The sequence below is a fragment of the Granulicatella sp. HMSC30F09 genome (genome assembly GCF_001806915.1).
Lineage (GTDB): Bacteria > Bacillota > Bacilli > Lactobacillales > Aerococcaceae > Granulicatella > Granulicatella adiacens.
The window spans coordinates 19,836-46,808 of sequence record NZ_KV786412.1; the positions used below are offsets into that span (position 1 = coordinate 19,836).

The 26,973-nt window shown below is 38.1% G+C and carries 26 protein-coding genes; 21 read left to right on the forward strand and 5 right to left on the reverse strand.

All coding sequences use genetic code 11. From position 1 onward, the window contains the following. Positions 1 to 20 precede the first annotated feature (20 nt). Together atpD and HMPREF3103_RS01665 are read left to right on the forward strand one after the other, a co-directional pair. Positions 21 to 1,445 carry a F0F1 ATP synthase subunit beta gene (atpD, locus tag HMPREF3103_RS01660; protein ID WP_005604883.1) on the forward strand — a complete coding sequence of 475 codons (1,425 nt, stop codon included), beginning with the start codon at positions 21 to 23 and terminating at the stop codon, positions 1,443 to 1,445. A gap of 2 nt (positions 1,446 to 1,447) precedes the next feature. Beyond that, positions 1,448 to 1,873, forward strand: coding sequence for a F0F1 ATP synthase subunit epsilon (locus HMPREF3103_RS01665; protein WP_005604885.1), 426 nt, complete (start codon positions 1,448 to 1,450; stop codon positions 1,871 to 1,873). 75 nt (positions 1,874 to 1,948) lie between these two features. Here the strand turns inward: HMPREF3103_RS01665 and HMPREF3103_RS01670 are convergent, their stop codons facing one another. Genes HMPREF3103_RS01670 through HMPREF3103_RS01685 form a run of 4 tightly spaced genes read right to left on the reverse strand, consistent with a single transcriptional unit; the run spans position 1,949 to position 4,192 of the window. Further along, positions 1,949 to 2,440, reverse strand: coding sequence for a TlpA family protein disulfide reductase (locus HMPREF3103_RS01670; RefSeq protein ID WP_070436995.1), 492 nt, complete (start codon positions 2,438 to 2,440; stop codon positions 1,949 to 1,951). A gap of 19 nt (positions 2,441 to 2,459) precedes the next feature. After that, positions 2,460 to 2,885, reverse strand: coding sequence for a pyridoxamine 5'-phosphate oxidase family protein (locus HMPREF3103_RS01675; RefSeq protein ID WP_049555857.1), 426 nt, complete (start codon positions 2,883 to 2,885; stop codon positions 2,460 to 2,462). A 46-nt stretch (positions 2,886 to 2,931) separates the two neighbouring features. After that, positions 2,932 to 3,408, reverse strand: a complete 477-nt coding sequence (locus tag HMPREF3103_RS01680) for a glutathione peroxidase (RefSeq protein WP_070436996.1) — start codon at positions 3,406 to 3,408, stop codon at positions 2,932 to 2,934. A gap of 16 nt (positions 3,409 to 3,424) precedes the next feature. Further along, positions 3,425 to 4,192, reverse strand: coding sequence for a Cof-type HAD-IIB family hydrolase (locus HMPREF3103_RS01685; protein WP_070436997.1), 768 nt, complete (start codon positions 4,190 to 4,192; stop codon positions 3,425 to 3,427). 165 nt (positions 4,193 to 4,357) lie between these two features. Between HMPREF3103_RS01685 and secG the strand changes: the two genes are divergently transcribed. The 16 genes from secG (at position 4,358) to HMPREF3103_RS01765 (ending at position 20,881) form a co-directional block, all read left to right on the forward strand. Next, positions 4,358 to 4,591 (forward strand): preprotein translocase subunit SecG, encoded by a 234-nt coding sequence (gene secG / locus HMPREF3103_RS01690; protein ID WP_039848716.1) that lies wholly within the window; start codon positions 4,358 to 4,360, stop codon positions 4,589 to 4,591. Positions 4,592 to 4,666: 75 nt separating this feature from the next. Continuing rightward, positions 4,667 to 5,395 (forward strand): alpha/beta hydrolase, encoded by a 729-nt coding sequence (locus HMPREF3103_RS01695; protein WP_070436998.1) that lies wholly within the window; start codon positions 4,667 to 4,669, stop codon positions 5,393 to 5,395. A 4-nt stretch (positions 5,396 to 5,399) separates the two neighbouring features. After that, positions 5,400 to 7,694 (forward strand): ribonuclease R, encoded by a 2,295-nt coding sequence (gene rnr / locus HMPREF3103_RS01700; RefSeq protein WP_070436999.1) that lies wholly within the window; start codon positions 5,400 to 5,402, stop codon positions 7,692 to 7,694. A gap of 11 nt (positions 7,695 to 7,705) precedes the next feature. Then, the gene (smpB, locus tag HMPREF3103_RS01705; RefSeq protein WP_005604901.1) at positions 7,706 to 8,170 is read left to right on the forward strand and encodes an SsrA-binding protein SmpB; all 465 of its coding nucleotides are present in this window, start codon (positions 7,706 to 7,708) and stop codon (positions 8,168 to 8,170) included. A 147-nt stretch (positions 8,171 to 8,317) separates the two neighbouring features. Further along, on the forward strand, positions 8,318 to 9,604 hold the full coding sequence (locus tag HMPREF3103_RS01710; protein ID WP_070437000.1) for an ABC transporter permease: 1,287 nt from the start codon (positions 8,318 to 8,320) through the stop codon (positions 9,602 to 9,604). Between the two features lie 12 nt (positions 9,605 to 9,616). Next, entirely contained in the window at positions 9,617 to 10,264 is a 648-nt protein-coding gene (locus HMPREF3103_RS01715) for an ABC transporter ATP-binding protein (protein ID WP_005604905.1), read from the forward strand. A gap of 5 nt (positions 10,265 to 10,269) precedes the next feature. Then, complete coding sequence (locus tag HMPREF3103_RS01720; protein WP_070437001.1) at positions 10,270 to 11,646, forward strand: ABC transporter permease; 1,377 nt, start codon at positions 10,270 to 10,272, stop codon at positions 11,644 to 11,646. Between the two features lie 51 nt (positions 11,647 to 11,697). Continuing rightward, entirely contained in the window at positions 11,698 to 12,354 is a 657-nt protein-coding gene (locus HMPREF3103_RS01725) for a response regulator transcription factor (RefSeq protein ID WP_039848833.1), read from the forward strand. Then, complete coding sequence (locus HMPREF3103_RS01730) at positions 12,351 to 13,670, forward strand: sensor histidine kinase (protein WP_070437002.1); 1,320 nt, start codon at positions 12,351 to 12,353, stop codon at positions 13,668 to 13,670. Before HMPREF3103_RS01725 ends, HMPREF3103_RS01730 begins: the two co-directional genes overlap by 4 nt. A 200-nt stretch (positions 13,671 to 13,870) precedes the next feature. Beyond that, positions 13,871 to 15,520 carry a phosphoenolpyruvate carboxykinase (ATP) gene (locus HMPREF3103_RS01735; RefSeq protein ID WP_070437003.1) on the forward strand — a complete coding sequence of 550 codons (1,650 nt, stop codon included), beginning with the start codon at positions 13,871 to 13,873 and terminating at the stop codon, positions 15,518 to 15,520. Between the two features lie 18 nt (positions 15,521 to 15,538). Then, the gene (locus tag HMPREF3103_RS01740; RefSeq protein ID WP_070437004.1) at positions 15,539 to 16,930 is read left to right on the forward strand and encodes an oxaloacetate decarboxylase subunit alpha; all 1,392 of its coding nucleotides are present in this window, start codon (positions 15,539 to 15,541) and stop codon (positions 16,928 to 16,930) included. 10 nt (positions 16,931 to 16,940) lie between these two features. Then, positions 16,941 to 17,258, forward strand: a complete 318-nt coding sequence (locus HMPREF3103_RS01745) for an OadG family protein (RefSeq protein WP_070437005.1) — start codon at positions 16,941 to 16,943, stop codon at positions 17,256 to 17,258. Beyond that, positions 17,259 to 17,621, forward strand: coding sequence for a biotin/lipoyl-containing protein (locus HMPREF3103_RS01750; RefSeq protein WP_070437006.1), 363 nt, complete (start codon positions 17,259 to 17,261; stop codon positions 17,619 to 17,621). Positions 17,622 to 17,634: 13 nt separating this feature from the next. After that, positions 17,635 to 18,762 carry a sodium ion-translocating decarboxylase subunit beta gene (locus HMPREF3103_RS01755; RefSeq protein WP_005604919.1) on the forward strand — a complete coding sequence of 376 codons (1,128 nt, stop codon included), beginning with the start codon at positions 17,635 to 17,637 and terminating at the stop codon, positions 18,760 to 18,762. 83 nt (positions 18,763 to 18,845) lie between these two features. Continuing rightward, the gene (locus HMPREF3103_RS01760) at positions 18,846 to 20,204 is read left to right on the forward strand and encodes an ATP-dependent helicase ComFA (RefSeq protein ID WP_070437007.1); all 1,359 of its coding nucleotides are present in this window, start codon (positions 18,846 to 18,848) and stop codon (positions 20,202 to 20,204) included. Between the two features lie 104 nt (positions 20,205 to 20,308). Further along, complete coding sequence (locus HMPREF3103_RS01765) at positions 20,309 to 20,881, forward strand: ComF family protein (RefSeq protein ID WP_168132801.1); 573 nt, start codon at positions 20,309 to 20,311, stop codon at positions 20,879 to 20,881. A 99-nt stretch (positions 20,882 to 20,980) separates the two neighbouring features. Here HMPREF3103_RS01765 and HMPREF3103_RS01770 read toward each other — a convergent pair whose 3' ends face one another. Further along, a complete protein-coding gene (locus HMPREF3103_RS01770; protein WP_070437009.1) occupies positions 20,981 to 22,075 on the reverse strand; it encodes a glycerol dehydrogenase in 1,095 nt (364 codons plus the stop codon). Positions 22,076 to 22,453: 378 nt separating this feature from the next. On the opposite strand from HMPREF3103_RS01770, the gene hpf reads away from it, so the two are divergent. From hpf to prfB, 3 genes are all read left to right on the forward strand, one after another. Beyond that, positions 22,454 to 22,996: a ribosome hibernation-promoting factor, HPF/YfiA family gene (hpf, locus tag HMPREF3103_RS01775; RefSeq protein ID WP_070437010.1), complete on the forward strand. Its 543-nt coding sequence runs from the start codon at positions 22,454 to 22,456 to the stop codon at positions 22,994 to 22,996. Positions 22,997 to 23,185: 189 nt separating this feature from the next. Further along, positions 23,186 to 25,630, forward strand: coding sequence for a preprotein translocase subunit SecA (gene secA, locus HMPREF3103_RS01780; RefSeq protein ID WP_070437011.1), 2,445 nt, complete (start codon positions 23,186 to 23,188; stop codon positions 25,628 to 25,630). 54 nt (positions 25,631 to 25,684) lie between these two features. Beyond that, positions 25,685 to 26,807 (forward strand): peptide chain release factor 2 gene (prfB, locus tag HMPREF3103_RS01785; protein WP_210387103.1). Its coding sequence is split into 2 segments (ribosomal slippage): positions 25,685 to 25,756 and positions 25,758 to 26,807, totalling 1,122 coding nucleotides; the frame shifts between segments, so codons are not numbered across the junction. The last annotated feature ends 166 nt before the right edge of the window (positions 26,808 to 26,973 follow it).

Here is a 26,973-nt window from a genome sequence, read left to right on the forward strand (position 1 = left end):
TTTAGAAGGAGGAAAATGGATTGAGAACTGGAAAGATTTTACAAGTAGTAGGGCCAGTTGTAGACGTGGTATTTCCTTTAGAAGAAGGCGTTCCAGATATTCATAATGCATTACAAGTTGTGAAAACAACAAGTGACGGAAGTGAAAAGACTGTTACATTGGAAACTGCTGTAGAATTAGGGGATGGTGCAGTTCGTACGATTGCCATGGAATCTACAGATGGTTTGCAACGTGGCATGAAAGTAGTGGACTTAGGACGCACAATTAGCGTTCCTGTGGGACCTGAAACATTAGGTCGTGTATTCAACGTTTTAGGAGATACAATCGACTTGAAAGAACCATTCCCAGAAGACTTTACAAGACATGAAATCCATAAACCAGCACCAAAATTTGAAGAATTAAACAGTCAATATGAAATTCTACAAACAGGGATTAAAGTTATTGACCTTTTAGCACCATATCTTAAAGGTGGTAAAATCGGTTTATTCGGTGGTGCCGGTGTAGGGAAAACCGTTTTAATTCAAGAATTGATTCATAATATTGCCGAAGAACTTGGTGGTATTTCAGTATTTACAGGGGTAGGGGAACGTACTCGTGAAGGGAATGACCTTTACCATGAAATGCAAGAATCAGGCGTATCTGCTAAAACAGCGATGGTGTTTGGACAAATGAACGAACCACCAGGAGCTCGTATGCGTGTAGCACTAACAGGGTTAACTATTGCGGAATACTTCCGTGATATGGAAAAACAAGATGTGCTTTTATTCATCGATAACATTTATCGTTTCACACAAGCAGGTTCAGAAGTATCAGCGTTACTTGGACGTATGCCTTCTGCCGTAGGGTATCAACCAACACTTGCAACTGAAATGGGTCAATTACAAGAACGTATCAGTTCTACTAAAGACGGATCTATTACATCTATTCAAGCTATTTATGTGCCAGCTGATGACTATACAGACCCGGCTCCAGCAACAACTTTCGCTCACCTAGATGCAACTACAAACTTAGAGCGTCGTTTAACAGAACAAGGGATTTATCCAGCGGTGGATCCACTTGCTTCAACATCAAGCGCTCTAACTCCAGAAATTGTTGGGGAAGAACACTATGAAGTAGCGATGAAAGTACAACAAATGCTTCAACGTTATCGTGAATTACAAGACATCATTGCCATCTTAGGGATTGATGAATTATCAGATAGCGAAAAAGTTATTGTAAACCGTGCAAGAAGAATTCAATTCTTCTTATCACAAAACTTCCACGTTGCTGAAGCCTTCACTGGACAACCTGGTTCATACGTTCCAATTAAAGATACGGTTCGCGGATTTAAAGGAATTATCGATGGTTTATATGATGATATTCCAGAAGATATGTTCCGTAACGTAGGACCAATCGAAGACGTTATTAAAAAAGCTAAAGCGGCAGGATTTGTTGGAGGAAATTAAAGATGGCTGAACATGAATTACTGGTCGTTGTCACAACACCAGAAGGAAAAGTGTATAACCATCGTTCCTATTCTGTGAGTGCCGATGCAGTCGATGGCGGAATCACCATACTACCGCATCATGCTCCAATCATGCTTCCTTTAAAAATCGGGGCACTTCGAGTGAAACGATTCTTAGAGGATTCGCCAACTGATTATATTGCAATCGGTGGTGGAGTTATGGAAGTGCGGGATAATGTCGTAACGATTATTGCCAACGTGGCTGAACGTGCAAGAGACATTGATGTGACACGTGCCGAACATGCAAAAGATAAAGCTGAAAAAGTTTTAAGCGATACAAGTCGTTCAAAAAGCGATATGGATCGTGCAAAAATTGCTTTAAGTAAAGCAATCAATCGTATTGGTGTTTATAAGCATAGAAGAAAGTAAAAGAGAGGATGCGTGCATCCTCTCTTTTATTGTTCAGACAAAAAAACTAGCAGATATTTCTGCTAGTTTTTAATTTTATAAAATTTCTTTGATGTAGGATTCGAGTTCTTCTTGAGGAAGGACACCAGCTGACTTCTTAACAATCTTTCCATTTTTATCCGTGAAGATCAGGGTCGGAATTTCTGTAATCTCGTGATATTTTTGGAAGCTCGAATCAACATCTGAGTAATAATTGAGCGAAAGAGAATGTTCTTTCAAGTATTTTTTCCCATTCTCAATCGGTTCTTTTTGACTAATCATCGCAACGCCAACGAATTCTACTTTATCTCCATATTTCTCTTTTAAAGCATTTAAGATAGGAAGTTCTTGTTGACAGTCTGGACACCAACTTGCCCAAGCATAATAGACTGTTGGTTTTCCAGTGAAGTCTTTTTCTGTTAATTTCTTTCCGCTTTCGTCTTGAAATACGACGTTTGCGTTAGCAGTATTACTGTTATCTGGTAAAAAATAGAAGATAGCTAGTCCTGCAACCATTAATGCTGCAAGTGCTAATAAAAGTTTTTTCATAAAATCCTCTTTCTAATCCTTATTCGTGTATGTCAAACACGTATTTATGTCCTTGAGTAAGGCTATGGTAGAATCCTTTCCCTTCGTATAAGTGGAATACTTGTACGCCAGCAATGTCTTCTTCGTTAGGGTAAACATCTTTAACGAATGGATTATCTTTTAGTACTTCTTCAAGACGTTCACGCCCGATTTCTTTCACAACACCTTCAATACGAATTACTTGGATTAAGTAGTCTTCGCTCTTCATAGCAGTAATAGCAACTTTCGGATTTTGTTTTAACTGTTTGTAGAAGTTTGTTTTTGGACTTGTCATAAAGAACACACCTTTTTCGTTTGCAACACCGATATGAATATGGCGTGCATGAGGTTGGTTGTTCTCGTCTGCAGTCGCAACAACAGCTACATTCATTTCTTCTAAAATACGTAAAATTTCATTGACTTCCATAGTGCTTTCTCCTTACCGTTTTCTTTTTATTCTATCATATATTTGATTATGAAAGAAGACTTGCGATTTCGTCTCGAATTTGTTCAGGCGTTGTAGTAGGAGCAAATCGTTTTAAAATCGTTCCATCTTTAGCTACGAGGAATTTTGTGAAGTTCCATTTGACCTTTTCGCCTAAAAGTCCAGCTGTCTCTTTCTTCAATACGTTGAATAGAGGATGAGTATGGGGGCCATTTACTTTTACCTTGCCAAACATCGGGAATGTAGTATTGTACGTTAATTGGCAATGGGTGGCAGCTTGTTCGGCAGTTAAAGGTTCTTGCCCTGCAAATTGATTACAAGGGAACCCAAGAACAGAGAAGCCTTTCTCTTTAAAGTCCAAATAAAGCTTTTCTAGTCCTTCAAATTGAGGAGCAAGTCCACATCCACTAGCGGTATTGACAATTAGCAATAATTGACCTTTAAATTCTTCAAGAGTAGTTGATGCACCGTCAATAGTTGGAACTTCGATTTCATAAATTGACATTCGTCTTCCTTCTTTCTTATATAAGTCCGTAGTGTTTTAAACCATTTACAATCCCATTATCTGTATTATCTGTTGTAATAAATTCAGCAATTTCTTTTAAAATAGGGAGGGCATTGCCCATGGCTACAGGATGAGATACTGCTTGGAGCATCTCGATATCGTTTGGCCCATCTCCGAATGCATAAGTTTTGGCATCTTCTTGGTTTAAGTGTTCTAAAAAGCGTTTGATGCCTTCTGCTTTAGAATTTCCTTTTGAAATTACGTCAACTGAGTACGGTGTATTTCGAAGAAAATCAAGATTTGGGAAAGCTACTTTATATTTTTCTTCGGCTGGTGGAAGAGAAATAAAGAGCATCATGTTAATTGGATTTTCTTTATAGAAATCTGGATTTAGTGCAGGCGGGTTAGAGTGGATAAATCCATAAGCATCTTTAGCGCCTGGAGAGGATGCTACTAAATAAAACTGTTTATCATTGTATGCAGTAAGGCCATATCCATCTTCTTTTACCATTTGGTGAAATTTTTCAACTGTTTCAGTTGGAATCTCTGAAGAATAAACAAGCTGTCCTTGATAAAGAACGACTTGACCGTTCATAAAAATTCCTGAGTGGATATTTGCACTCTCCATAATATCGCGAGTTTCAGCAGGAGAGCGTCCTGTTGCGATAAAGGGTTCATACCCATTTTCTTTCAATGCTTGAATAGCTTTTTTTGTTGATTCGTCTACTAGTGAATGTCCATTTAATAAAGTACCATCCAAATCAAAAAAAACAAAACCTTTCATTATGTCACTCCATTTCGTTAAGTCTTGTTCTAGTATACCATGTTTTTAGCTATTTTAATCATAGTTAGTGCAATAGAGTTTAGAGGACTATTTTAAATGAAACAGTGGAATTATCGTGATTTTTGTGTTAAAATTGAAAAGAATTTTAGTTAAGGAGGGAATCCTTTGTACAATTTGATTTTATCACTGATGGTAGTGGTATGCGTATTATTAATTATTGTTGTAGCTATGCAACCTTCTAAGACAAATGCAGCAAGTTCTTTAACAGGTGGAGCAGAGCAATTATTTGGAAAACAAAAAGCACGTGGCTTTGAGGCGTTCTTAATTCGTGTTACTGTTGTTTTAGGAACAATCTTCATGTTATTGGCATTTGCTTTAGCATACATTTCATCAAAATAATGATTTTTAAGTACAATTGTTCGGACATCCAACCAATTGTACTTTTTTTATTTTATAGATTCAGAGGAGTTTAATATGGAAGCATTATGGTTAAGAAAAGAAGGTAATACAAGAGCGGTGATTTTATTTCATGCTTATACTGGGACACCGGCAGATGTGAGAATGCTTGCGCAGTTTCTACATCGTCATGATTATGCAGTCTATGTTCCCGTATTTTCTGGCCATGGGACTCCTGATGTCGATGATATTCTTAATAATTCTCCTAGTAAATGGTATGAAGATGCTAAAAAAGCGATCGAATTTGTTAAAAATTCGGGGTTTAATACGATTGCATCTTTTGGTCTATCTATGGGAGGAATTATGGCTACAAAGGCCGCAACGGAGCAACTGGTTGATTATGCTGGGACTTTTTGCTCACCGATTTCTGTAAGAAATCCGCAACTTCCTGGGCTGTTAAAAAGTTTTATGATGTATGCTCAAGCTTCTTATTTAAAACTAAATCGTCCTTTTGATAGTATCGAGATGAAGTTGAAAGCCCAAAAGCAATTAGTTGAACTACAAATCTTTTCAAGTGAAGTAGCATCTAATTTAGATAAAGTAACAGGAAGTTTTTATATTGCACAAGGGGAACAAGATACACTTGTAAATCCTGAAGCCTCTTTAGAATTAAAAGAAGCTTTGGTGAATGCTCAAGTGGAGTTACATTGGTATGAAGAAGCGGGGCACGTGATTACGGTTAGTCCTGTTAGAAAGGAATTCCAAGAGACTGTTCTCTCTTTTCTAAATCAACAAGAATGGAGGTAAAGAAATGAGGCAATCATTAGAAGAAATCTTAATGGCTTTCTTTATGGAACATGAATCCGAAAGTTTTTTTGTTCAAGAAATTAGTGAGCATTTCGGATTTACTGGTTCAAAGGACTTTAAGATTTTAGTGAAACAATTAGCTGACCTCGAAGATTCTGGAAAAATTGTATTAACACGACAAGGTAAATTTGGATTCAATCAAAAAAATCGTACGTTAGAAGGAACATTCCGATTAAACGATAAAGGATTTGGTTTTGTCACAGTTGAAGAAGGAAAACCAGATATTTTTATCCCAAGAACGGATGTCCATGGCGCTATGGATGGAGACACAGTTGCGATTCGTATCGTACAAGAAGAAAATCCTTATAACGATAAAGCCGCAAGCGGAACAATCGTGAAAATCATAGAACGCGCTGTGAAGCAAGTGGTGGGGATTTATACACGTTATCCATCGAAGATTATGATGCAAACAGGCTATTGTGGCGAAATTGCATTAAAAGATTCTAAATTAAAGAAAACGAAATGTTATGTGACTAGAAAGGGATTAAACCCAGTTGACGGAACCGTCGTGATTGCCGAAGTTGACAGTTATGAAACAGAGCGTCACGAACTCGTCTTGAAGGCGCATATCGTCAAAGAAATCGGCTATAAAGACGCTGTCGGCATGGATATTTTAATGATTTTACATCAATTAAAAATTCCAACAGTATTCCCAGACTCTGTTATAGAGGAAGCCAACCGCGTGAGTGATGTGATCTCACCGGAAGAAATCGAAGGGCGTGTGGATTTACGCCAAGAATTAACCGTGACAATTGACGGAGCAGATGCCAAAGACTTAGATGATGCGGTAGCTCTAGTCAAACGCGAAGATGGAACCTTTGTCTTAACGGTATCCATCGCCGACGTTTCTTATTATGTAACGGAAAATTCTGAAATGGATAAGGAAGCATTCGAACGCGGAACGAGTGTGTATTTAACAGATCGTGTGGTTCCAATGTTACCGCAAAGATTATCAAACGGAATTTGCTCGCTACATCCATATGAAGAACGTTTAACATTAACAGCTCGTATGGAAATCGACCGTAGCGGAACGATATACCAGCACGAAATTTTCCCTAGTGTGATTCAATCGAATGAGCGATTAACTTATGATGAAGTGAATGTATTATTCAATACGAATGAAGCTTCTGAAAAAATCACACCAGAGATAGCAGAAATGCTCTGGAATATGAAAGAATTACATACGATTCTTGAACGTAGACGCATGGAACGTGGAGCGATTGACTTTGATACACAAGAAGCAAAAATTCTTGTAGATGAAAAAGGAGTTCCAACAGAAATTGTACTCCGTGAACGTGGTGTAGCAGAGCGACTCATTGAGTCCTTTATGCTGGCAGCTAATGAAACAGTAGCTCGTCACTATGAACAATTGAAGGTGCCGTTCATCTATCGTATTCACGAAAATCCAGATAGCGAAAAACTTCAACGATTCTTAGAGTTTATTACAGCGTTTGGAATTACGATTAAAGGGAAGAACGATTCGATTACACCGAAGAAATTGCAAAAGGCATTAAGCGAGGTGCGTGGTGAGCCTTATGAAGCGGTGGTATCAACGATGATGCTTCGTTCTATGAAACAAGCTAAGTACGATATTACGCCAACAGGACACTATGGACTGGCAGCAGAAGACTATACGCACTTCACTTCGCCAATTCGTCGTTATCCAGACTTAATCGTTCATCGTATGATTCGTCATTACGGAAAACATCCGGGTCACTTATCGAAGAAAGAAGAAATGCTTCTTGAAGATAAGTTACAACAAATTGCAGACCAATCATCTCGTATGGAACGACTTGCAGTACAGGCTGAACGTGATGTGAATGCATTGAAAAAAGCTGAATACATGCAAGATAAGGTTGGCGAGGAATTCGACGGTATCGTAAGTTCTGTGACAAAATTTGGGATGTTTGTTGAGTTAGCGAATACCGTAGAAGGATTAATCCATATTTCTCACTTAAAACAAGACTACTTTAACTTTATTGAAAGCCACATGATTTTACTAGGGGAACGTACAGGAGTCAGTTACCGTATCGGTGACCGTGTTCGTGTGAAGTGTGTGAAAGTAGATGTGGAAGCTAGAGAAGTCGATTTCCTACTCGTAGAAGATGCAAAATTGGCTAAAATTGAACGACCAAGAAAAGGCGATTTCTTTGATGAAAAATCTTCTAAGAAGGGCAAAAAATCAAAAGGACGTCAACGCTTTAAAAAAGCCATTAAAATGAAAAAGAAAAGACGCTAGGAGGTTCGTGAATGCCTAAAGGAACGAACGATAAAGTGCTCGCACAAAATCGAAAAGCAAGTCATGACTATACGATTCTTGAAACGATTGAAGCTGGGATGGTCTTAACTGGAACAGAAATTAAATCGGTTCGTCAAGCGCGTATCAATTTAAAAGATGGCTATGTGAGCTTGAAGCAAGGAGAAGCTTTTCTTGTAGGGGTCCATATTAGTCCGTTTGAACAAGGGACGCTTTTCAATCATGATCCATTAAGAACTAGAAAATTATTGCTTCATAAAAAGCAAATCAATTATTTATTGGAACAAGTAAAGCAAGCCGGAAACACAGTAGTGCCGCTGAAGGTTTACATTAAAAATGGCGTTGCGAAGTTATTAATCGGAGTTGCGAAAGGGAAGAAAAATTACGATAAACGTGATGCCTTAAAGCAAAAGGATATGAAACGCGAAATCGATCGTGCGATGAAAGAAAGATATTAAATGAGAAAAAGCTGGACATATGTCCAGCTTTTTTAGTTTTAAGAAAATCTAAAATTAATAGATCTGTTTATTTTGTAGGTTTATTTCATATTGGTTTCATATTGGGAATGCAAAATGAAATCACGGATAAGGAAAGGAAGTGAGCAAATGGATTGGAAGAAACGCGCTGGAGCATACTTAATCAGAAAGAAAATTCGGACAGGAATTTTGTTTTTCATTATGGTACTAATTTCTTCAGCAGTATTAGCAGTTCTTTCGATGCAAGAAAGTACTGGGAAGGTTGAAGAGAAACTCCTTAGTCTTTCAAATTCAGGCTTTCAAGTTGAATCAATCTTAAATGATGGGGGGATACAAAAGAAGCAATTAACTCAAATTGAGAAAACAGATGGAGTTAAAGAGGTTCAATATGAATATGATGCGGTAGGGCAATTGCAAGATGCTAAAGCTGTTCAAAGAGAACAATCTGTTCAACTAGATCAAGGAAATCTCGGTGAGCTAGTGGGTGTTCGAGGAGTTAGTGATAGCAATAATGAAATGAATTTTGCCAGTGGAGCATTAAATATTCAAAGTGGGAGAGCACTAACAAAAGAAGATCGAAATAAAGTTCTTATTCATGAAGAGTTAGCGAAAGAGAACAACTGGACGGTTGGCTCTAAAATCAAAATGAAACTGTTTAAGAATGGAGAAGAAGGTGGAGGCTCTTATGATGAAATCACTGTTGAAGTCGTTGGGATTTTTAACGGGAAATTATCAGAGCAATCTACAGGGCTCACAAGTGATTTAACTGAAAATCGTATGTATATGGATTATAAAACGAGTCAGTTATTAGCAGGTAATAAGGAGTCGAATGAAGTTGTTCATAGAGCTATCTATACTGTAAAAAATCCTTCACAACTAGACTCTGTGATTAAAGAAGTAAAAAAACTTTCACTAAATTGGGAAACTTTACAATTATCCAAAAATGAACAAGTTTTTGAACAAGTATCGGGTCCGATATCTAATTTTAAATCATTAATGATGTTATTAACGGGATCTGTGTTCGCATTAGCAGTCATTATATTATTCTTAATTTTATTATTCACCTTACGTGAAAGAATCCATGAATTTGGAATATTATTATCTCTTGGTATTTCAAGAGGAAAAATTATTAGTCAAATTTTACTGGAGCTGTTTACGATTGCTTCAGGAAGTTATTTAATCGCATTATTCTTTGGTGAGTTTGTGGCAAATCAATTTTACTCAGGATTGATTTCATCAGATGATATACCTGCTCAGGTCAAGTCATTATTTGAATCCAGTTTACCGCAGCTAACACTAATGGAGGGTGCTAAAACATTAGTCATCGTCATTGTCATTATTGTATTAGCAGTACTATTTAGTACAGCTGTAATCTTAATGAAGAAACCAAAGAAAATATTAAGTCAAATGAATTAAAGGAGTGGTCTTATGTCAGTGTTATCATTAGAAAATATTTACTATCGTTATGAGAATGCGCAAAAATATGTATTAAAAGATTTAAATGCACAGTTTGAGGAAGGAAAATTTATTGCTGTTGTAGGTAAATCGGGTGCTGGGAAATCAACATTCTTATCTTTATTAGCAGGGTTGGATAGTCCAACAAAGGGAAAAGTGCTATTTAAAGGAGAAGATATTGCAAAAGGTTCCTACAGCGATCATCGTAGAGATCATATTTGTTTAGTTTTCCAAAACTACAATTTGATTGATTACTTAACACCGCTTGAAAATGTCAAACTTGTAAACGAAAAAGCGGATAAAGAAATTCTTCTAAAATTAGGCTTAGGAGAAGAACTGATTCATAGAAATGTATTGAAACTATCAGGTGGGCAACAACAACGTGTAGCTATTGCTAGAGCTTTAGTATCCAAAGCGCCTATCATTTTAGCAGATGAACCAACAGGGAACTTAGACGAAGGAACAGCTGCTGAAATTATTGATATTTTAAAAATGGCTGCTCACGAAAGCGGAAAGTGTGTAGTTGTAGTGACTCATAGTCCACAAGTAGCCGACGCTTGTGACGAAGTTCTTACGCTGGAAGAAGGACAATTAAAAAAATCAAAAGGAAAGAAGGGGTGAGATAAATGAGAATTATTCAAAATGCTTGGGCATACGTGACTAGAAAGAAATTTAAATCGTTCATAATTTTCTTTATCTTATTCAGTATGGCAACTGTTGCTTTAAGTAGTTTATCTGTAAAACATGCGACAGACACAGCTGCAAAAGAAACCTTTAAATCGATTAATTCGTCTTTTTCAATGCAAATTGACCGTCGTCACAATCAAGGAACTGCTCGTGGTGGGGGTAACTTGAAGGGAAAAGATATTAAAGCCATTGAAGGGATTGAAGGAGTTCAAAAAGCTATTAAACGAATGGAAGTTGTAGCGGACTTAGTTGATCAAGAATTAATCCCAGCTCAAGGTGTTAAATTGGATGCAAACCGTGTGAAACGTTTCGGAAAAGCTGCGATGGTAACGGGAATTAATGATTCAAGTATGGATGAACGTTTTGCGGCTCAAACATTCACATTAACATCTGGAAGACACATTACAGATTCAGATACGAACGTCGCAATGGTTCATGAAGACTTTGCTAAGAAAAACAATTTAAAAGTTGGAGACAAGATTAAATTAAAATCCAATATTTATGATGCGGATAATGAAAAGAAAGCAAACAACGAAACTGAAGTAACGATTGTCGGAACATTTAGTGGAAAAAATAAAGGAAGAGTAACTGCTCCTCAAGAATTATACGAAAATACAATTTTAACAGACTTAAAAACAAGCCGTTTAATGTATGGATTTAGTGAAGAAGATGGCACTTATTTAGATGCAACTTTCCTAGTTTCAGGAGAATATGACATCGATAAGGTAATGGAACAAGCTAAAAAATTAGGAATTAACTGGAAAGCTTATACATTAGTGAAAAGTAGCCAAAACTATCCAACTTTACAAAAATCAATTAACCTTGTGTATGGTCTAACGAATAAATTATTCATCGGAAGTCTAATTTTCTCTGCGATTATTTTAGTGTTAATCTTGTTCTTGTGGACAAACAGCCGTCGTAAGGAAATCGGAATTCGATTAGCATTAGGGATGACAAAGAAAACGATTATTACACAAATGCTATATGAAGTAGGAATGGTAAGTATCGCAAGTTTTGGGGCAGCCTTTTTAGCAGGTGGTCCTGTCAGTGAATGGGTTGGAAAATTAATTTTAGGACAAGTGAATAGTAGTTTAGGAACTCAACTTGCCAACGAGGCAAAATCAGCTAACTTAGGTGGAGGTGCTGCAGTAGATGGATTTAATAAGACGCTAACGGAACTATCAGTAACAGTTTCAAATATGGACAAAGGAATCGTTATTGGACTTGGATTAGTGGTTATTGTCATTGCGGTATTCCTTGCGAGCGCATTGATTTTACAAAAATCACCGAAGAGCTTGTTACAGGATACGGAATAAAGGTAGTTTACAATAGTAAAGATTGTTATAATAGAAAGAGAGGTGATGTTTTTGAATTTATTAATTGTTGAAGATGAAGAGGCTATTCGAGAAGGTGTTCGAGAATTTTTAAGTGAACAAGGATTTACAGTCTTTGAAGCTTGTGATGGTGTCGAAGCTCTCGAAGTATTTAACCGAGAATCCGTTGATTTAATTTTATTAGATATTATGATGCCCCGAAAGAATGGGTTTGAAGTATTAGAAGAAGTTCGACAGAAAAGTAATGTCCCAATATTGATGTTAACAGCCTTACAAGATGAGGAGACTCAAGTAAAAAGCTTTGAATTACTTGTGGATGGATATATTCAAAAACCATTTTCTCTAATGGTCCTTTATAAGAGGATTGAGGCTTTGCTAAAAAGACATTATGGAGAAGTAGAAACCTGGAGTTATCAGGATACAAGTGTTAATTTTACGCGATTTGAAGCGTATGTAAATAATCAATTAGTAGAAGTGACCGCTAAAGAGCTGTCGATTCTAAAACTGCTTGTGAAGCATGAGGGACAAGCTTTGAGCCGTTCACAAATTTTAGATCATGTTTGGTCTAACCATGAAGACCCACCATTTGATCGAGTCGTGGATGTTTATATCAAACAGCTACGTAAAAAGCTAAAATTAGATTGTATTGTTACTATTAAAAATGTTGGATATAAATTGGAGTTAAAATGAGAAGATTAAAACTATTTCCAAAAATTTTCATTTATACTTTTAGTATATTAATATCACTCGTTGCGGTTGCTCATTTATTCTTATATTTTGCTTTCCCGCATTTTTACATGCAAGAACGGCAGCAAGAACTGAGTAGAAAAGCAGATGTTCTTGTACAGAGTCTTTCTCAAGTGGATGAAAAGGGAGCTGCTTCAGCATTACAAGTGTATGCCAATAATGAAGGTATAACAGCGTATTTGAAGCATGAAAGCACTGGAGAAAGTCTAACATTAGGGGCAAAATTACCAATAGATGAGAACAGCAATCAACATTCTGTGATTATCGAAGACCGTGAAGTCACGACTAAGGATGGGAAAAAATTATTTATTCAAGTGGTGTCAACGACGGAAATGGTCAAACAAGCCACGCGAGTCACTTTCCATTATTTACCATTGTCTTTAGCCATCTCGATATTTACGGCAGTAATTTTCTCTTATATTTACGCAAGAAAACTATCAAGACCTCTGATGAGAATGTCTCGAGTCACAGAGAAAATGATGAATTTAGAAAGAGATGCAGCCTTTTTAGAACCAAGTTCAGATGAGATTGGACAGATGGAAGTGCAAATTAATGACTTGTATCAACATTTATTGTCGGTAATTGATGAACTAGAAGAAAAGAATCAAAAAATGATTCGCTTAGAAAAAACAAAAGTGGATTTTCTTCGTAGTGCCTCGCATGAGTTGAAAACACCACTTGCTAGTTTAAGAATTATGCTAGAAAACATGAGCCTTAATGTAGGAAAATACAAAGATCGAGATAAATATCTAGTAGCATCCCTTGGCAAAGTGGACCAGTTATCTGTATTAGTTCAAGAAATATTGGAGCTTTCAAAATTACAAGAAAGCACAATGGAAAAGCAATCGATTCAACTAGAAAAAATGATTCCTATTTGGAACAAAGAATTTAAAATTTTAGCACAAGAAAGAAATTTAATTATTGAAACGGATTTAGAATCTTCAACAATAGAAATGAACCAAATGGCCTTCCAAAAAGTTTGGAATAATTTGATGATTAATGCGATTCGTTACTCGAATGAAGGAGGTGTTATCAAAGTTTCTGCTAAAAATGGTATCTTAAAAATAGAGAATCCTTGTCAACCTCTGACGGAGGAAGAAATAGAGATGGCATATTCATTACTACCATCGACAAGTAATAAAGGAAGTGGTAATGGGGTAGGATTATACATTGTCCATCAATTATTAAAACAAGAAGAAATTAAACACCGCTTTTATGCAACAAATACAGGAATGTGTTTTGAAATAGAAACAGAATAAAAGCTGTATGGAAGGAGTGTTGTTTATTGAATTAATGAAAAAGCTGGATTATCTCTTTTAGGAGATAATCCAGCTTTTTTGTAATAGAACATTAATGTTAAAAATAAGTAAATTAGAAAATAATTTCACAAAAACGCTTACATTTAAAGCGCTTTCGTGTATAATAAAGATATCAATAAAAAGATAGGAAGGTTGATATTATGGCAACAATTGATCGTTTCGCTACAGACACTATACGCAAGAGCAATCCGCATCTTTCGCAATTGAAGGCAACTATTGAACCAGCTTTTTATTCGAACAATGCGACTGAAATTCCGACTCTGGCAGAGGCGTATGAATTAGCGTCACATGCACCCAATACAACTGTATTAGATGCATTCGTAGCAAATGCGAAGGATTTAGGATTACCCGAGGATGCGCATATTCTTTCGGTAGTGGATGGGAGTGTCGTTGGACGTACGGCAAAAGCTCGTCGAATTTTAGGGAATAATCCGTCAGAAGATGCAAAGATTATTCCAATTATTCGCGACGAAATTTATAACAGCGCTTTCAAACCGTTTATTAAAGGAACGGCTATTGTAGGTCTTGATGAAGACTTTATGGTAAAAGCGCACATCACGATGCCTAAAGAACATATTAATAACTTATATTCTTGGTTATTGAACTTCCAAATTTTCAATGACCAATATAAGAGACGTTACGATGCATCGAAACAATATGATGAAAATGACATTTTTATTTTCTTTGATCCTACATGGAGACATCCTGATTACCCAGATGGATTAGCGTTCTTTGATACGAAACATAATTGTGCTGCAATTTTAGGAATGAGTTATTTTGGGGAAATCAAAAAGGGAACATTGACACTTGCTTGGGCAACTGCCGCTCGTAACAACTACGTTTCTTGTCACGGTGGTTTGAAGATTTTCCGTAAAGAAGGCGCTTCTTATGTTGCAAGCTTCTTTGGATTATCTGGATCAGGGAAGTCTACATTAACGCACGCAAAACATGATAATAAATATGATATTGAAGTATTACACGACGATGCATTTGTGATTTCAGTAGAAGATGGTTCATCTGTAGCTTTGGAACCTTCTTACTTCGACAAAACAAATGACTATCCAGCAGGTCACAGAGAACAAGATTACTTCGTAACGGTTCAAAACTGCGGTGTGACTCTGGATGAAAACGGCCGTAAAGTATTAGTAACAGAAGATATTCGGAACGGTAACGGGCGAACAATTAAATCTCGTTATTCAACCCCGAACCGCGTCGATAAGATTCAAGAACCAATTCAATCTATTTTCTGGATTATGAAAGATGATGCACTTCCACCATTAGTGAAAATCACAGACCCACGTTTAGCATCTATTTTAGGATGTACTTTAATGACAAAACGTTCAACAGCTGAAAATACAGGGGCTGGAGCAAACTTAGATGCGCTCGTTATCGAACCATACGCAAATCCATTCCGTGTCTATCCATTAGTAGAAGACTACGAAAAATTCAAAGCTTTATTTGATAAAGGAGTAGATTGCTACATTATCAATACAGGGGATTTCTTAGGTAAGAAAGTGACGAAAGAAGTGTCTCTTGGTGTAATTGAAACAGTTGTTGATGGCAAAGCAAAATTTGAATTGTTTGGCGGCCTTCCAGGAATGGAATACTTACCAGTAGAAGGCTATGAAGTGCCTGAAATGAACGGAGACTACGCTGAATTGATTCGTGATCGTATGCAATTCCGTTTGGATTACTTGAAAGCATTTAATGATGCAAATCAAGAACATCAAATTCCAACAGATGCTCTTGAAAGCATCAAGACAATCGAACGCTTTATCGACGTATTATAGTGGAAGGAGTGTTCGGTGATGACTCGAAAAATAGGAATTACAGATACAATCTTACGGGATGCTCATCAATCGTTGATGGCAACCCGTATGCGAATTGAAGATATGCTCCCTGTTTTAGATCAATTAGACGAAGCAGGATTTGCCTCTTTAGAATGTTGGGGTGGAGCAACGTTTGACGCCTGTATTCGTTTCTTAGACGAAGACCCATGGGACAGACTTCGCACCTTGAAAAAACATTTAAAGAAAACACCGCTTCAAATGCTGTTACGCGGACAAAATATTTTGGGATATCGTCACTATGCCGATGATGTTGTAGAAAAATTTGTCGAAAAATCAGCAGAAAATGGGATTGATATTTTCAGGATTTTCGATGCGTTAAATGACGTTCGTAACTTGGAAGCTTCACTAAATGCCGTGAAGAAGACAGGTAAAGAAGCGCAAATGACAATCTGTTACACGATTAGTGATGCGCATACGATTGACTATTACAAAGAACTAGCAGCTAAAATGCAAGAAATGGGTGCGGATTCTATCTGTGTGAAAGACATGGCTGGAATTTTAACACCAGCTCGTGGTATTGAGCTTGTTCGTGCATTAAAAGAAGTGATTACTGTTCCAATCGTTGTACACACTCACTGCACAAGTGGTATTGCGCAACTCACTTATCAAGCAGTCATTGAAGCTGGTGCGGACCGTATCGACACAGCTCTTTCACCACTCAGTGAAGGAACTAGTCAACCGCCTACGGAATCGTTAGCGATTGCGCTTCGTGAACTTGGCTATGACATCTCCGTTGATTTGGCAAAATTAGAACCAATTGCAGACCACTTCCGAGTAATTAAAGATAAATACATTAAAGATGGAACATTAAATCCAAAAATGTTAACACCAGATCCACGTGCGCTTTTATATCAGGTTCCTGGTGGGATGTTATCGAATATGTATTCTCAATTAACTCAAGCAGGTGCAACGGATAAATACGAAGAAGTATTAAAAGAAGTGCCAAAAGTAAGAGCAGACCTTGGATATCCACCACTCGTAACTCCAATGAGCCAAATGGTGGGAACTCAAGCAACGATGAATGTTCTTACTGGCAAACGCTATAAAGTGGTTTCAAACGAAGTGAAAGCATACTTACTTGGTTCATATGGACAATCACCAGTACCCATTCAAGAAAGCTTCAGAAGATCAATCATTGGGGATCAAGAAGTTATCACGGATCGACCAGCAAATCATTTGCCACCTGAATTCGAAACACTCAAAGCAGAACTTGGAGATTTAGCAAGAAGTGACGAAGACGTCTTAACTTACGCACTTTTCCCTAAAGTCGGCAAAGAATTCTTGCTTAAGAAAAATGGACAATGGCAAAAACCATCTGAAATCGTGAAGATTTTTGCGACTGTAAAGTGAGGAGAGAGTTATGCAACTAAGTTTATTAGAAATCTTATGGATCACAATCGTTTCAATGGGAATTGTGTTTGTGATGTTGACGATTCTAATGTTCCTCATGCAAGGAAGCTCTAAAGTTATCCAAATCCTGGAAGCAAAGAGTCATACAACAGTTGGAGTTGTGGGGAAACCAGTTGAGGTGAAACCTGAGGCTCCAACAAATGATGGAACACTATTTGAAACGAATAAACTTGCTAGAGTAGCCGCATTAGTAGCTTTAACGAAAGCAAGTGCGGATGTACCAGACAAGCACTTTGAGATTGTATCGATTGAAAAGAAGGTGGACTAAATGAAAAAATATGAAGTAGAAGTAAATGGCGAAACATTTATCGTCTCACTAAAAGAAATTTCAAATGAAGAAGCAACGCAGAAATTAGCAGCAGCTCCAGCACCTAATGCGCCAATGGAAGAAAAGAAAGCTGCTCCAGCTCCAACAGGAGACGGTGAAGTAGTGCCAGCTCCAATGGCAGGGATTGTATTATCGGTCAATAAAAATGTCGGTGATGCAGTGGAAAAAGGAGATATACTTGTGATTTTAGAAGCCATGAAGATGGAAAATGAAATCCTTGCTCCTTGTGACGGTGTTGTGAAAGCAATTCATGTATCAAGTAATGAATCTGTCGAATCGAACCAACCACTCTTAACGATTTAGGAGGCGATGGTTTATGGAAGTCATTCAACAGTTGATTGAAACGAGTGGGCTCTATAATTTAACAATTCAAAATATCATTATGTTAATTATCGCCTGCGTGTTTCTATATCTAGGAATTAAACGAGGGTATGAACCATACTTAATGGTTCCGATTGCGTTCGGGATGCTCCTTGTAAACTTACCGTTAGCAGGATTAATGGATGCTCCTACTGAAAATGGACCTGGTGGACTCTTGTATTACTTATATCAAGGAACGAACCTTGGGATTTATCCACCGTTGATTTTCCTTTGCTTAGGGGCCTCAACAGACTTTGGACCTCTACTAGCAAATCCGAAAACTATCTTGCTTGGTGGGGCAGCTCAATTCGGTATTTTCGTCGCATTCTTCCTTTCAGTAATGTGGGGAATGACACCGCAAGAAGCTGCTTCAGTAGGGATTATCGGGGGTGCGGATGGACCAACCGCCTTGTTCTTAACAACAAGACTTGCACCGCACTTATTACCAGCAATCGCCCTAGCAGCGTACTCGTACATGGCGCTTGTGCCAATTATTCAACCGCCAATTATTCGCGCGCTCACAACGAAGAAAGAACGTCTAGTGAAGATGACAGAAAACCGTAAAGTCAGTGAAACGGAAAAAATTCTTTTCCCAATCATCGTTACAATTTTTGTCAGCTTATTAGTACCAAGTGCAACACCTTTAGTAGGATGCTTAATGCTCGGTAACTTAATTAAAGAAATTAAGGTAGTTCCAAACATTACAAAAGTTCTACAAAATGCGATGATGTACGGTGTTACTATTATTTTAGGATTAACCGTTGGAGCAAAAGCAACAGGGGAATTATTCTTATCCGTATCGACTCTTAAAATTACTTTATTAGGGTTAATCGCGTTTGCTGGAGGAACAGCAGCGGGGGTTCTAATGGGTAAATTGATGTACAAATTATCAGGCGGTAAGATTAATCCAATGATTGGTGCTGCAGGGGTATCTGCTGTACCAATGGCCGCCCGTGTTGTACAAAAAGAAGGGCAAAGAGAAGACCCAAGTAATTACTTATTAATGCACGCAATGGGACCAAACGTAGCCGGAGTTATCGGCAGTGCGATTGCGGCGGGGGTATTACTCGCATTCTTCTCATAATAGAAGCACTCCTTTCAAACAAAAAACAGAAGAAGAGAAATCTTCTTCTGTTTTTTTGCGTAGTTTGGAATGAGGTGGTAAAGATGGAAGAGACAGTTGGGCGAATCCAGGCAGTGTTTCAATCGATGCTAGAAGAGCGTAAAGTTTCTCCTAATGCAGTGCTAGATGTGGGGATTACTATCAAAAATAGGCAGAAGCAGTGCCAATTTTGTGGGAATACCGATTCGTTGGAATTTGCGAAAGGACCTTGTATCAATTGCGTAGAAGGTGAATGTTTGTATTGCTTGAAGTGCATTGCAATGGGAAAGGTGAAGGAGTGTAGTGTCGTAATTGCGACACCTGAAGAACAGCAGCCTTTTCCAAAAAGAACAGAAGCATTAGCGCACTATAAACATACATTGAGCACAAAACAGGAACAGCTATCTTTGGAATGCTTGAATGTTGTAAAGCAAACTGGTTTTCGTGAGCACCTACTTTGGGCAGTGACAGGTTCAGGGAAAACGGAGATGATTTTTTCGAGCATCGAATGGATGTTACAACAAGGAAAGAGAGTCGCTATTGCCGCACCAAGAATTGATGTATGTGTGGAGTTGGCGCCTCGTTTGAAGGAAGCTTTCCCAGCAGTTGAACAAAACGTCTTGCACTCGCAGTCGGATGAAGGGTACAAGAGAGTGGCGCTTACGATTGCGACGACGCACCAGATGCTCAGGTTCTACCGCGCATTTGATTTAGTGGTGATTGATGAGACGGACTCGTTTCCATACCGTGATAACGAATTACTGATTCGCGCGGTTCATCGAGCGGTCAAAGAGGATGGGTGCTTGCTGTATTTAACAGCAACACCTTCCCAGACGCTAGAAAAAAGAATCAAACGGAAAGAACTGTCGGTATCTTTGTTACCAGAGCGATATCACAAGAAACCACTAGTAGTACCAACGATGAGTTTTATCGGAGATTTAGACAAAAGATTGAAAAAGAAGAAAGTGCCAAAATCTGTTCAGCGTTTTATAGAGGAACATGTTAAAGCAGGCAAACGGTTTTTGTTATTTGTACCACGAATTACACTCCTTGTTCCGATTGAAATAGTTCTCAGACGACAGTTTCCAAATGCAAAATTCGAGACGGTTAGTTCTAAAGAACCGTATCGGCAAGAGAGAATTGCGCAGATGAGAGCAGGAGAGCTCGATTTTCTAGTGACGACGACGATTCTCGAGCGAGGAGTCACTTTTCCCGGAGTCGATGTTTGTGTCGTCAATGCCCACGAAGAGGAATTCTCAAGAGAGGTATTGGTGCAGATCGCAGGACGCGTTGGACGGACCGCAGAATGCCCGACAGGAGAAGTTGTGTATTTTCATAATGGGAAAACAAAGGCGATGGTTCAGGCGGTCTGGGAAATCAAAGACTTAAATCAACAAGCGCTTCTTGGGAGGGAGTCCAAATGAAATGTTTATGGTGCGGAGAAGAAGTTGATCGAGCTCAGCCAATACTCTCGTTTTTACTGGGTTCAAACCGAAAGTGTACTTGCGTCCATTGTGAAAAGCCTTTTATGGAATTAAAAAAACATCCGACTTGCCTAGAGTGCGGACGACTGATGACGAAAGTGGAAGTTTGCCCGGATTGTCAAAAATGGCATCAAGTAAAAGAAGCAGTTCTTTTAAAGAACACTGCCTTATATGCTTATGACGAAGCAGGGCGAAAGTTTATGGAGTTGTTCAAATTTGTTGGAGATACAAGAGTGACGGTGTTGGTTATAAAAGAATTAAGGCAAGAGTTGCTTAAGTATCAAAAGAATGGTTTCGTTCTTTGTCCATTACCTTCGTCCGAAGCAAGTCTAATGAAGAGAGAGTTCGAGACGATTCCGTATATACTGGAACAGTGTCATGTATCTACCGTTTCGCTTTTAGAACATATAGGCAGTGGAAAGAAGCAATCGGAGAAAACAAGGCAAGAACGCTTGCAGTTGAAGCAACCCTTCAAAATAAAAGAGAGTGTGGTGATTCCAAAGAAAGTTTTATTGGTGGATGATGTTTATACGACAGGCGCTACGTTACATTTGGCCGCAAAAGCATTAACGGAAATGGGTGTTGAAGAAGTGGAATCTCTGACATTATTTAGATAAAAAGTGTATCATAAATGTTTTTGTATCATTAATGATACAAAAGCATTCATTAAACTAGCCCAAGCAGTAATCAGCTTGGGCTAGTTGACTTAGTTAATTTTAGAATCTTGTAGTGACATATTGGTCAAGAGCGAGCAGAGCATTTGCGACATCTTCGGCGGTATAGTCAACGGCCATTTGGTGGATGGTTTCACCTTCTTGTGTTGCAAGTGTTCCAATCTTGAGTAAGTCTTCATAAGGAACAGAATCCAATTTCACTTCTTTAAGCGTAGTTGGTAATCCGAGTGCTTTGTAGAAAGTAATGTATTTATCAAGTTCTTCTTTTGGACGATTTTCTAATACCAGTTGTGTTAATGTACCATAGGCGACTTTTTCACCGTGAGTAAGAGAATGAATGTCTCCATGAATTGCAGTGAATCCGTTATGGATGGCATGAGCAGCTGCCAGACCAGCAGATTCAAAACCGATACCGCTGAGAAGTGTGTTGGCTTCGACAACGGCTTCTAAAGCTGGAGTAACTACTTTTGCGTTTGCCGCTGCTACAGCTTGTAGACCATTTTCGAATAAAGTACTTTCGCAAACACGAGCGATGGCTTCTGCTGCAAGAGTGGGTACTTGACCGACCATTGTGCCTCCTTGGGCTTCAATAACCGCACGAGCCTCCACCCAAGTTGCAAGCGCGTCAGCAATACCTGAGATTAATAATCGAACAGGAGAGTTAGCAATGACTTTTGTATCCACTAAAACTAATTCAGGATTTTTCTTATAGAAACGATAGCGTTCGAACACGCCTTCAGCTGAATAAATAACAGACAAAGCAGAAGTTGGAGCGTCAGTCGAAGCAATCGTTGGTAAAATTGCTACTGGACAATTCGAATCATCCGCAATCGCTTTAGCTGTATCGATAGATTTACCACCACCTAAGCCGATGACAACATTCAATTGATGTTCCTTCACGACTTCAGCAACACGACGAACTTCATCATTGGTTGCTTCACCATGGAAGATTTCACGATGAACAAACGCACCTTCTTTAAGGAGATTTTCTTCTAGTTCTTTACCGACTAAATCATAAACAATAGGGTCGCAAAGAAGAAGATGTCGATCACCAAGGGCCAAAACGTGAGAAAGTCCTGTTTTAAGAACATCTTTCCCTTGAACATAACGCGACGGACTAGCAAATACTTTTTCCATAATCAAAACTCCTTTATAGTTTGTTTATAAATTCACTATACAATTAAAACGGTTTCTTTTGATGAAATTTTTATGTTGTTTTGTTAAAGTATTTGAGATTCAATGTATTTAACGGGGGTGAAAAAGGAAAATAATAATAGAGATTTTATATAACGAAGAAGAAACTATTTAGGTAATGGAAACAAAAAAGGTAAAGATAAGTTCGCAAAAATAAAGACTTTCCTTACTAATTCTTAATGAAAGAGAGCTTGAAAACGGTTGTAAAAACAAGGACCATGCTTTATAATAAGACTATAGAAATCAAACGAAGCAATTCCTAAGAGTGGTCCTTAGGGTATTTCTTCAAATCTGGTTTTCCAGATGAAAGGGGAGAGTATTATGTTTAAATATAATATCCGTGGAGAAAATATTGAGGTCACAGAAGCGATTCGTCAATACGCAGAAAAGAAAATTAGCAAACTTGAAAAGTATTTTACTGACGTAGCTAATGCGACTGCTTACGTTAACTTGAAAGTCTACACTGAAAAGACTGCAAAAGTTGAGGTAACAATTCCACTTCCTTATTTAGTTCTACGTGCTGAGGAAACTTCAATTGATTTATATGGAAGCATTGACTTAGTAGTAGATAAACTGGAAAGACAAGTTCGTAAACATAAAACAAAAATCAATCGTAAATCTCGTGAAAAAGGTTTCGATATTGTGTTACCAACACTTCCAGAAACTCCGGAAGAAGAGGAAACAGGATTAGAAATCGTTCGTACAAAACGAATTGATTTGAAACCAATGGATAGTGAAGAAGCTGTTCTTCAAATGAACATGTTAGGTCATAACTTCTTTATCTATCAAGATGCTGAAACGAACGAAACAAACATTGTTTACCGTCGTAAAGATGGAAAATATGGTTTGATTGAAACAAATTAATAAAAAAATCGGGTGACTTTGAAAAAAGTCACCTTTTTTTGCTTTCTTAATTAGCTAAACAATGGTAAAATGAATAAGATGCAATAGGTCTAGTTACCAATTTGTAGGACTTTATTAGTTTTAAAATATTCATCATCTACATACTTTAAGATAAGGACGATTGATGAAGATAAAAAAGGAGTTAATTAAATGGCAAATTTTTTGAGACAGTTAGTTGAAAATGATAAGCGCGAATTACGCCGTTTAGGGAAATTAGCGGATAAAGTAATTGCGTTAGAATCTCAAATGGCTGCATTAGAAGATGCTGATTTTCCAGTAAAAACTGAAGAATTTAAAGAGAGATATGCTAAAGGGGAAAGTTTAGATGCTCTTCTTCCTGAAGCTTTCGCGTTAGTACGTGAAGGAGCTAAACGTGTATTAGGCTTATTCCCATATAAAGTTCAAATCATGGGAGGAATTACACTTCATGATGGGAACATTGCGGAAATGCGTACTGGTGAAGGTAAAACTTTAACAGCGACAATGCCTGTATATTTAAACGCATTATCAGGAGACGGAGTACACGTAGTTACAGTTAACGAATACTTAGCAAGTCGTGACGCACGCGAAATGGGTGAGTTATATAACTTCCTAGGCTTGACTGTAGGGTTAAACTTAACAGGAATGTCTTCAGAAGAAAAACGTGCAGCTTATGCTAGTGATATCACTTATAGCACAAACAGTGAATTAGGATTTGACTACTTACGTGACAACATGGTGGTTTACAAATCACAAATGGTACAACGTCCATTGAACTACGCAGTTGTCGATGAAACAGACTCAATCTTAATCGACGAAGCGCGTACGCCATTGATCATTTCAGGACAAGCTGAAAAATCAACAGTATTATACCAACGTGCAGATATGTTTGTTAAAGGCTTAAAAGAGGAAGAAGATTACACAATCGACTTAACTTCTAAAACAATCTCTTTAACAGACGAAGGGATTAACAAAGCGGAACAAACATTCCGCCTACCAAACCTTTACGATGTTGATAATGCGGCACTTGTGCACCATATCGACCAAGCTTTACGTGCAAACTACATTATGTTACGCGACATCGACTATGTAGTGGATGAAGGTAAAGTTAAAATCGTTGATGGATTTACTGGACGTATCATGGAAGGTCGTCGTTACTCAGATGGTCTTCACCAAGCGATTGAAGCTAAAGAAGGCGTAGAAGTTGAAAACGAATCTAAGACAATGGCGACAATCACTTACCAAAACTACTTCCGTATGTATCGTAAATTATCAGGAATGACAGGGACTGCCAAGACTGAAGAAGAAGAATTCAGAGAAATTTACAACATGAACGTTGTAGCTATTCCGACAAACCGACCAATTCAACGTGTTGACGGACAAGACTTAATTTATCCATCTCTACGTAGTAAATTTAAAGCGGTTGTTAACGATATTAAACAACGTCACGAAGTTGGACAACCGATCCTTGTAGGGACTGTTGCAGTTGAAACAAGTGAATTGATTTCGAACTTACTACGCGAAGAAGGAATTCCTCACGAAGTACTAAACGCGAAAAACCACTTTAAAGAAGCAGAAATTATCATGTCAGCAGGTCAACGTGGCGCTGTAACAATCGCGACAAACATGGCCGGACGTGGTACTGACATTAAGCTTGGTAAAGGCGTGAAAGAACTAGGTGGACTTTGCGTAATCGGAACAGAACGTCACGAAAGCCGTCGTATCGATAACCAATTACGTGGACGTAGTGGACGTCAAGGGGATCCAGGTGCAACACAATTCTACCTTTCATTAGAAGATGATTTAATGAAACGTTTCGGTGGAGAAAAGATGCAAGCTATCTGGGAACGTCTAAACTTAACAGACGAAGAAGATGATAACTTCATCCAAAGTAAGATGTTAACAAAACAAGTAGAGTCTTCACAAAAACGTGTTGAAGGGAACAACTACGATACTCGTAAAAGCGTCCTAGAGTATGATGAAGTAATGCGTGAACAACGTGAAATCATCTACTCTCAACGCTTACAAATTATCAATGAAGAGAAATCTCTTGAAAATGTAACTAAAGGTATGATTCGTCGTACTATCCACCGTGTAGTGGAAAGCCATACTTTAGCGGATCAAAAAGAATGGAACTTAGAGGGAATTGTGGACTTTGCCCACAACTCAATCTGTGCTCCAGATGAACTTTCACTTAGCGATTTAGAAGGCAAAACAGCTGCTGAAATCGAAGAACTCTTATATGAAAAAGCAATGGAAATCTACAAAGAAAAACAAGAGCAATTGAATGGCGACAATCAAATGCTTGAGTTCGAAAAAGTAGTTATCTTACGTGTGGTTGACCGTAAGTGGACAGATCACATCGATGATATGGACCAATTACGTCAAAGTGTTGGTTTACGTGGATATGCACAAATCGATCCATTAACAGAGTACCAAACTGAAGGGTACGAACGATTCCAACAAATGATTGCTGAAATCGACTATGATGTAACACGTATCTTGATGAAATCTCAAATTCGTCAAAACTTACAACGTGAACAAGTTCAAGGAGTTCGTAGTGTTGTGGCAACAGGTCACGATAGAACTTCTGATGACAATTCAGAAAAAGCTTAATAAATGAAGGAGACGGCGAAGCATTTCGCCGTTTTCTGTTAGAAAGAGGTCAATATGGAAATTAGTGAAATTAGAAATGCACTTGAAGCCATGAATGAGCAAATTATCAGCTATAGGAGGTCTCTTTGACTTAGATCGCCTAGAAGAAGATATCGCTGCTTACGAACAAGAGATGTCAGAACCATCTTTTTGGGACGATAGCGAAAAAGCGAATCAAGTCATTCAAAAGAATAATGAATTAAAGTCGATTTATGATACTTTCCATAAAATGGAATTAGCTCATGAAGAAACAAGTTTATTATTTGAAATGTATAAAGAAGAGCCAGATGAAGAAGTGCATGCGGAAATCGTTGAGGCGATTCAGTCTCTTGAAAAAGACTTACAACAGTACGAATTAAGTATGTTACTGAACGGTCCACATGATAAAAATAGTGCGATTTTAGAAATTCACCCAGGAGCTGGTGGTACGGAATCGCAAGACTGGGGCAGAATGCTTCTTCGTATGTATATGCGCTGGGCTGAAAAGCATGGCTACCGTGTGGAAACGGTCGATTATCAAGACGGAGATGAAGCAGGGATTAAATCTGTAACCTTGTCGATTGAGGGGTTAAATGCATACGGGTACTTACGCTCTGAAAAAGGAGTACATCGACTTGTTCGTATTTCACCGTTTGATGCAGCTGGAAAACGTCATACATCCTTCTGTTCGGTAGACGTCGTTCCGCAGATGGATGGAGATATTGATATTGAAATTAATCCAGATGACTTAAAAGTAGATGTGTACCGTGCAAGTGGTGCCGGTGGACAACATATTAATAAGACGTCTTCTGCGGTACGTATTACGCATATTCCAACTGGAATCGTGACGCAGAGTCAGGCTCAACGGTCTCAATTTAAAAACAGAGACCAAGCGATGGCGATGTTGAAGGCGAAATTATTCCAATTAGAAGAAGAGAAGAAGGCAGCAGAATTGGCAGCTATCCGTGGTGAGCAAAAAGATATTGCCTGGGGTTCTCAAATTCGAAATTATGTCTTCCATCCCTATTCAATGGTAAAAGACTTACGTTCTGGATATGAGACAGGAAATATTGGTGCGGTGATGGATGGAGACTTAGATCCGTTTATGGATGCGTACTTAAAATGGACGCTTGAGGGAACGAAAGCAACTGAAGAATAATAGTAGAAAACACCCAGTGAGAGCTGGGTGTTTTACTGTTGGAAGGCAAATTGTTTTAAGTTCGTTTTAAGTAACAGTATTATTATTGGGTGAAACTTCCGTTATAACCAAGGAGAAAAGCTTATTAATATAGACACAGTGGTTTATTGACTTTCTTTTCATCACT

What these genes read in the sequence shown, in the direction of transcription:
- HMPREF3103_RS01665 (WP_005604885.1), top strand. Translation starts at nt 1,448, where the DNA reads ATGGCTGAACATGAATTACTGGTCGTTGTCACAACACCAGAAGGAAAA.
- HMPREF3103_RS01670 (WP_070436995.1), bottom strand. Translation starts at nt 2,440, where the DNA reads ATGAAAAAACTTTTATTAGCACTTGCAGCATTAATGGTTGCAGGACTA.
- HMPREF3103_RS01675 (WP_049555857.1), bottom strand. Translation starts at nt 2,885, where the DNA reads ATGGAAGTCAATGAAATTTTACGTATTTTAGAAGAAATGAATGTAGCT.
- HMPREF3103_RS01680 (WP_070436996.1), bottom strand. Translation starts at nt 3,408, where the DNA reads ATGTCAATTTATGAAATCGAAGTTCCAACTATTGACGGTGCATCAACT.
- HMPREF3103_RS01685 (WP_070436997.1), bottom strand. Translation starts at nt 4,192, where the DNA reads ATGAAAGGTTTTGTTTTTTTTGATTTGGATGGTACTTTATTAAATGGA.
- HMPREF3103_RS01695 (WP_070436998.1), top strand. Translation starts at nt 4,667, where the DNA reads ATGGAAGCATTATGGTTAAGAAAAGAAGGTAATACAAGAGCGGTGATT.
- rnr (WP_070436999.1), top strand. Translation starts at nt 5,400, where the DNA reads ATGAGGCAATCATTAGAAGAAATCTTAATGGCTTTCTTTATGGAACAT.
- smpB (WP_005604901.1), top strand. Translation starts at nt 7,706, where the DNA reads ATGCCTAAAGGAACGAACGATAAAGTGCTCGCACAAAATCGAAAAGCA.
- HMPREF3103_RS01710 (WP_070437000.1), top strand. Translation starts at nt 8,318, where the DNA reads ATGGATTGGAAGAAACGCGCTGGAGCATACTTAATCAGAAAGAAAATT.
- HMPREF3103_RS01715 (WP_005604905.1), top strand. Translation starts at nt 9,617, where the DNA reads ATGTCAGTGTTATCATTAGAAAATATTTACTATCGTTATGAGAATGCG.
- HMPREF3103_RS01720 (WP_070437001.1), top strand. Translation starts at nt 10,270, where the DNA reads ATGAGAATTATTCAAAATGCTTGGGCATACGTGACTAGAAAGAAATTT.
- HMPREF3103_RS01730 (WP_070437002.1), top strand. Translation starts at nt 12,351, where the DNA reads ATGAGAAGATTAAAACTATTTCCAAAAATTTTCATTTATACTTTTAGT.
- HMPREF3103_RS01735 (WP_070437003.1), top strand. Translation starts at nt 13,871, where the DNA reads ATGGCAACAATTGATCGTTTCGCTACAGACACTATACGCAAGAGCAAT.
- HMPREF3103_RS01740 (WP_070437004.1), top strand. Translation starts at nt 15,539, where the DNA reads ATGACTCGAAAAATAGGAATTACAGATACAATCTTACGGGATGCTCAT.
- HMPREF3103_RS01745 (WP_070437005.1), top strand. Translation starts at nt 16,941, where the DNA reads ATGCAACTAAGTTTATTAGAAATCTTATGGATCACAATCGTTTCAATG.
- HMPREF3103_RS01750 (WP_070437006.1), top strand. Translation starts at nt 17,259, where the DNA reads ATGAAAAAATATGAAGTAGAAGTAAATGGCGAAACATTTATCGTCTCA.
- HMPREF3103_RS01755 (WP_005604919.1), top strand. Translation starts at nt 17,635, where the DNA reads ATGGAAGTCATTCAACAGTTGATTGAAACGAGTGGGCTCTATAATTTA.
- HMPREF3103_RS01760 (WP_070437007.1), top strand. Translation starts at nt 18,846, where the DNA reads ATGGAAGAGACAGTTGGGCGAATCCAGGCAGTGTTTCAATCGATGCTA.
- HMPREF3103_RS01765 (WP_168132801.1), top strand. Translation starts at nt 20,309, where the DNA reads ATGGAATTAAAAAAACATCCGACTTGCCTAGAGTGCGGACGACTGATG.
- HMPREF3103_RS01770 (WP_070437009.1), bottom strand. Translation starts at nt 22,075, where the DNA reads ATGGAAAAAGTATTTGCTAGTCCGTCGCGTTATGTTCAAGGGAAAGAT.
- hpf (WP_070437010.1), top strand. Translation starts at nt 22,454, where the DNA reads ATGTTTAAATATAATATCCGTGGAGAAAATATTGAGGTCACAGAAGCG.
- secA (WP_070437011.1), top strand. Translation starts at nt 23,186, where the DNA reads ATGGCAAATTTTTTGAGACAGTTAGTTGAAAATGATAAGCGCGAATTA.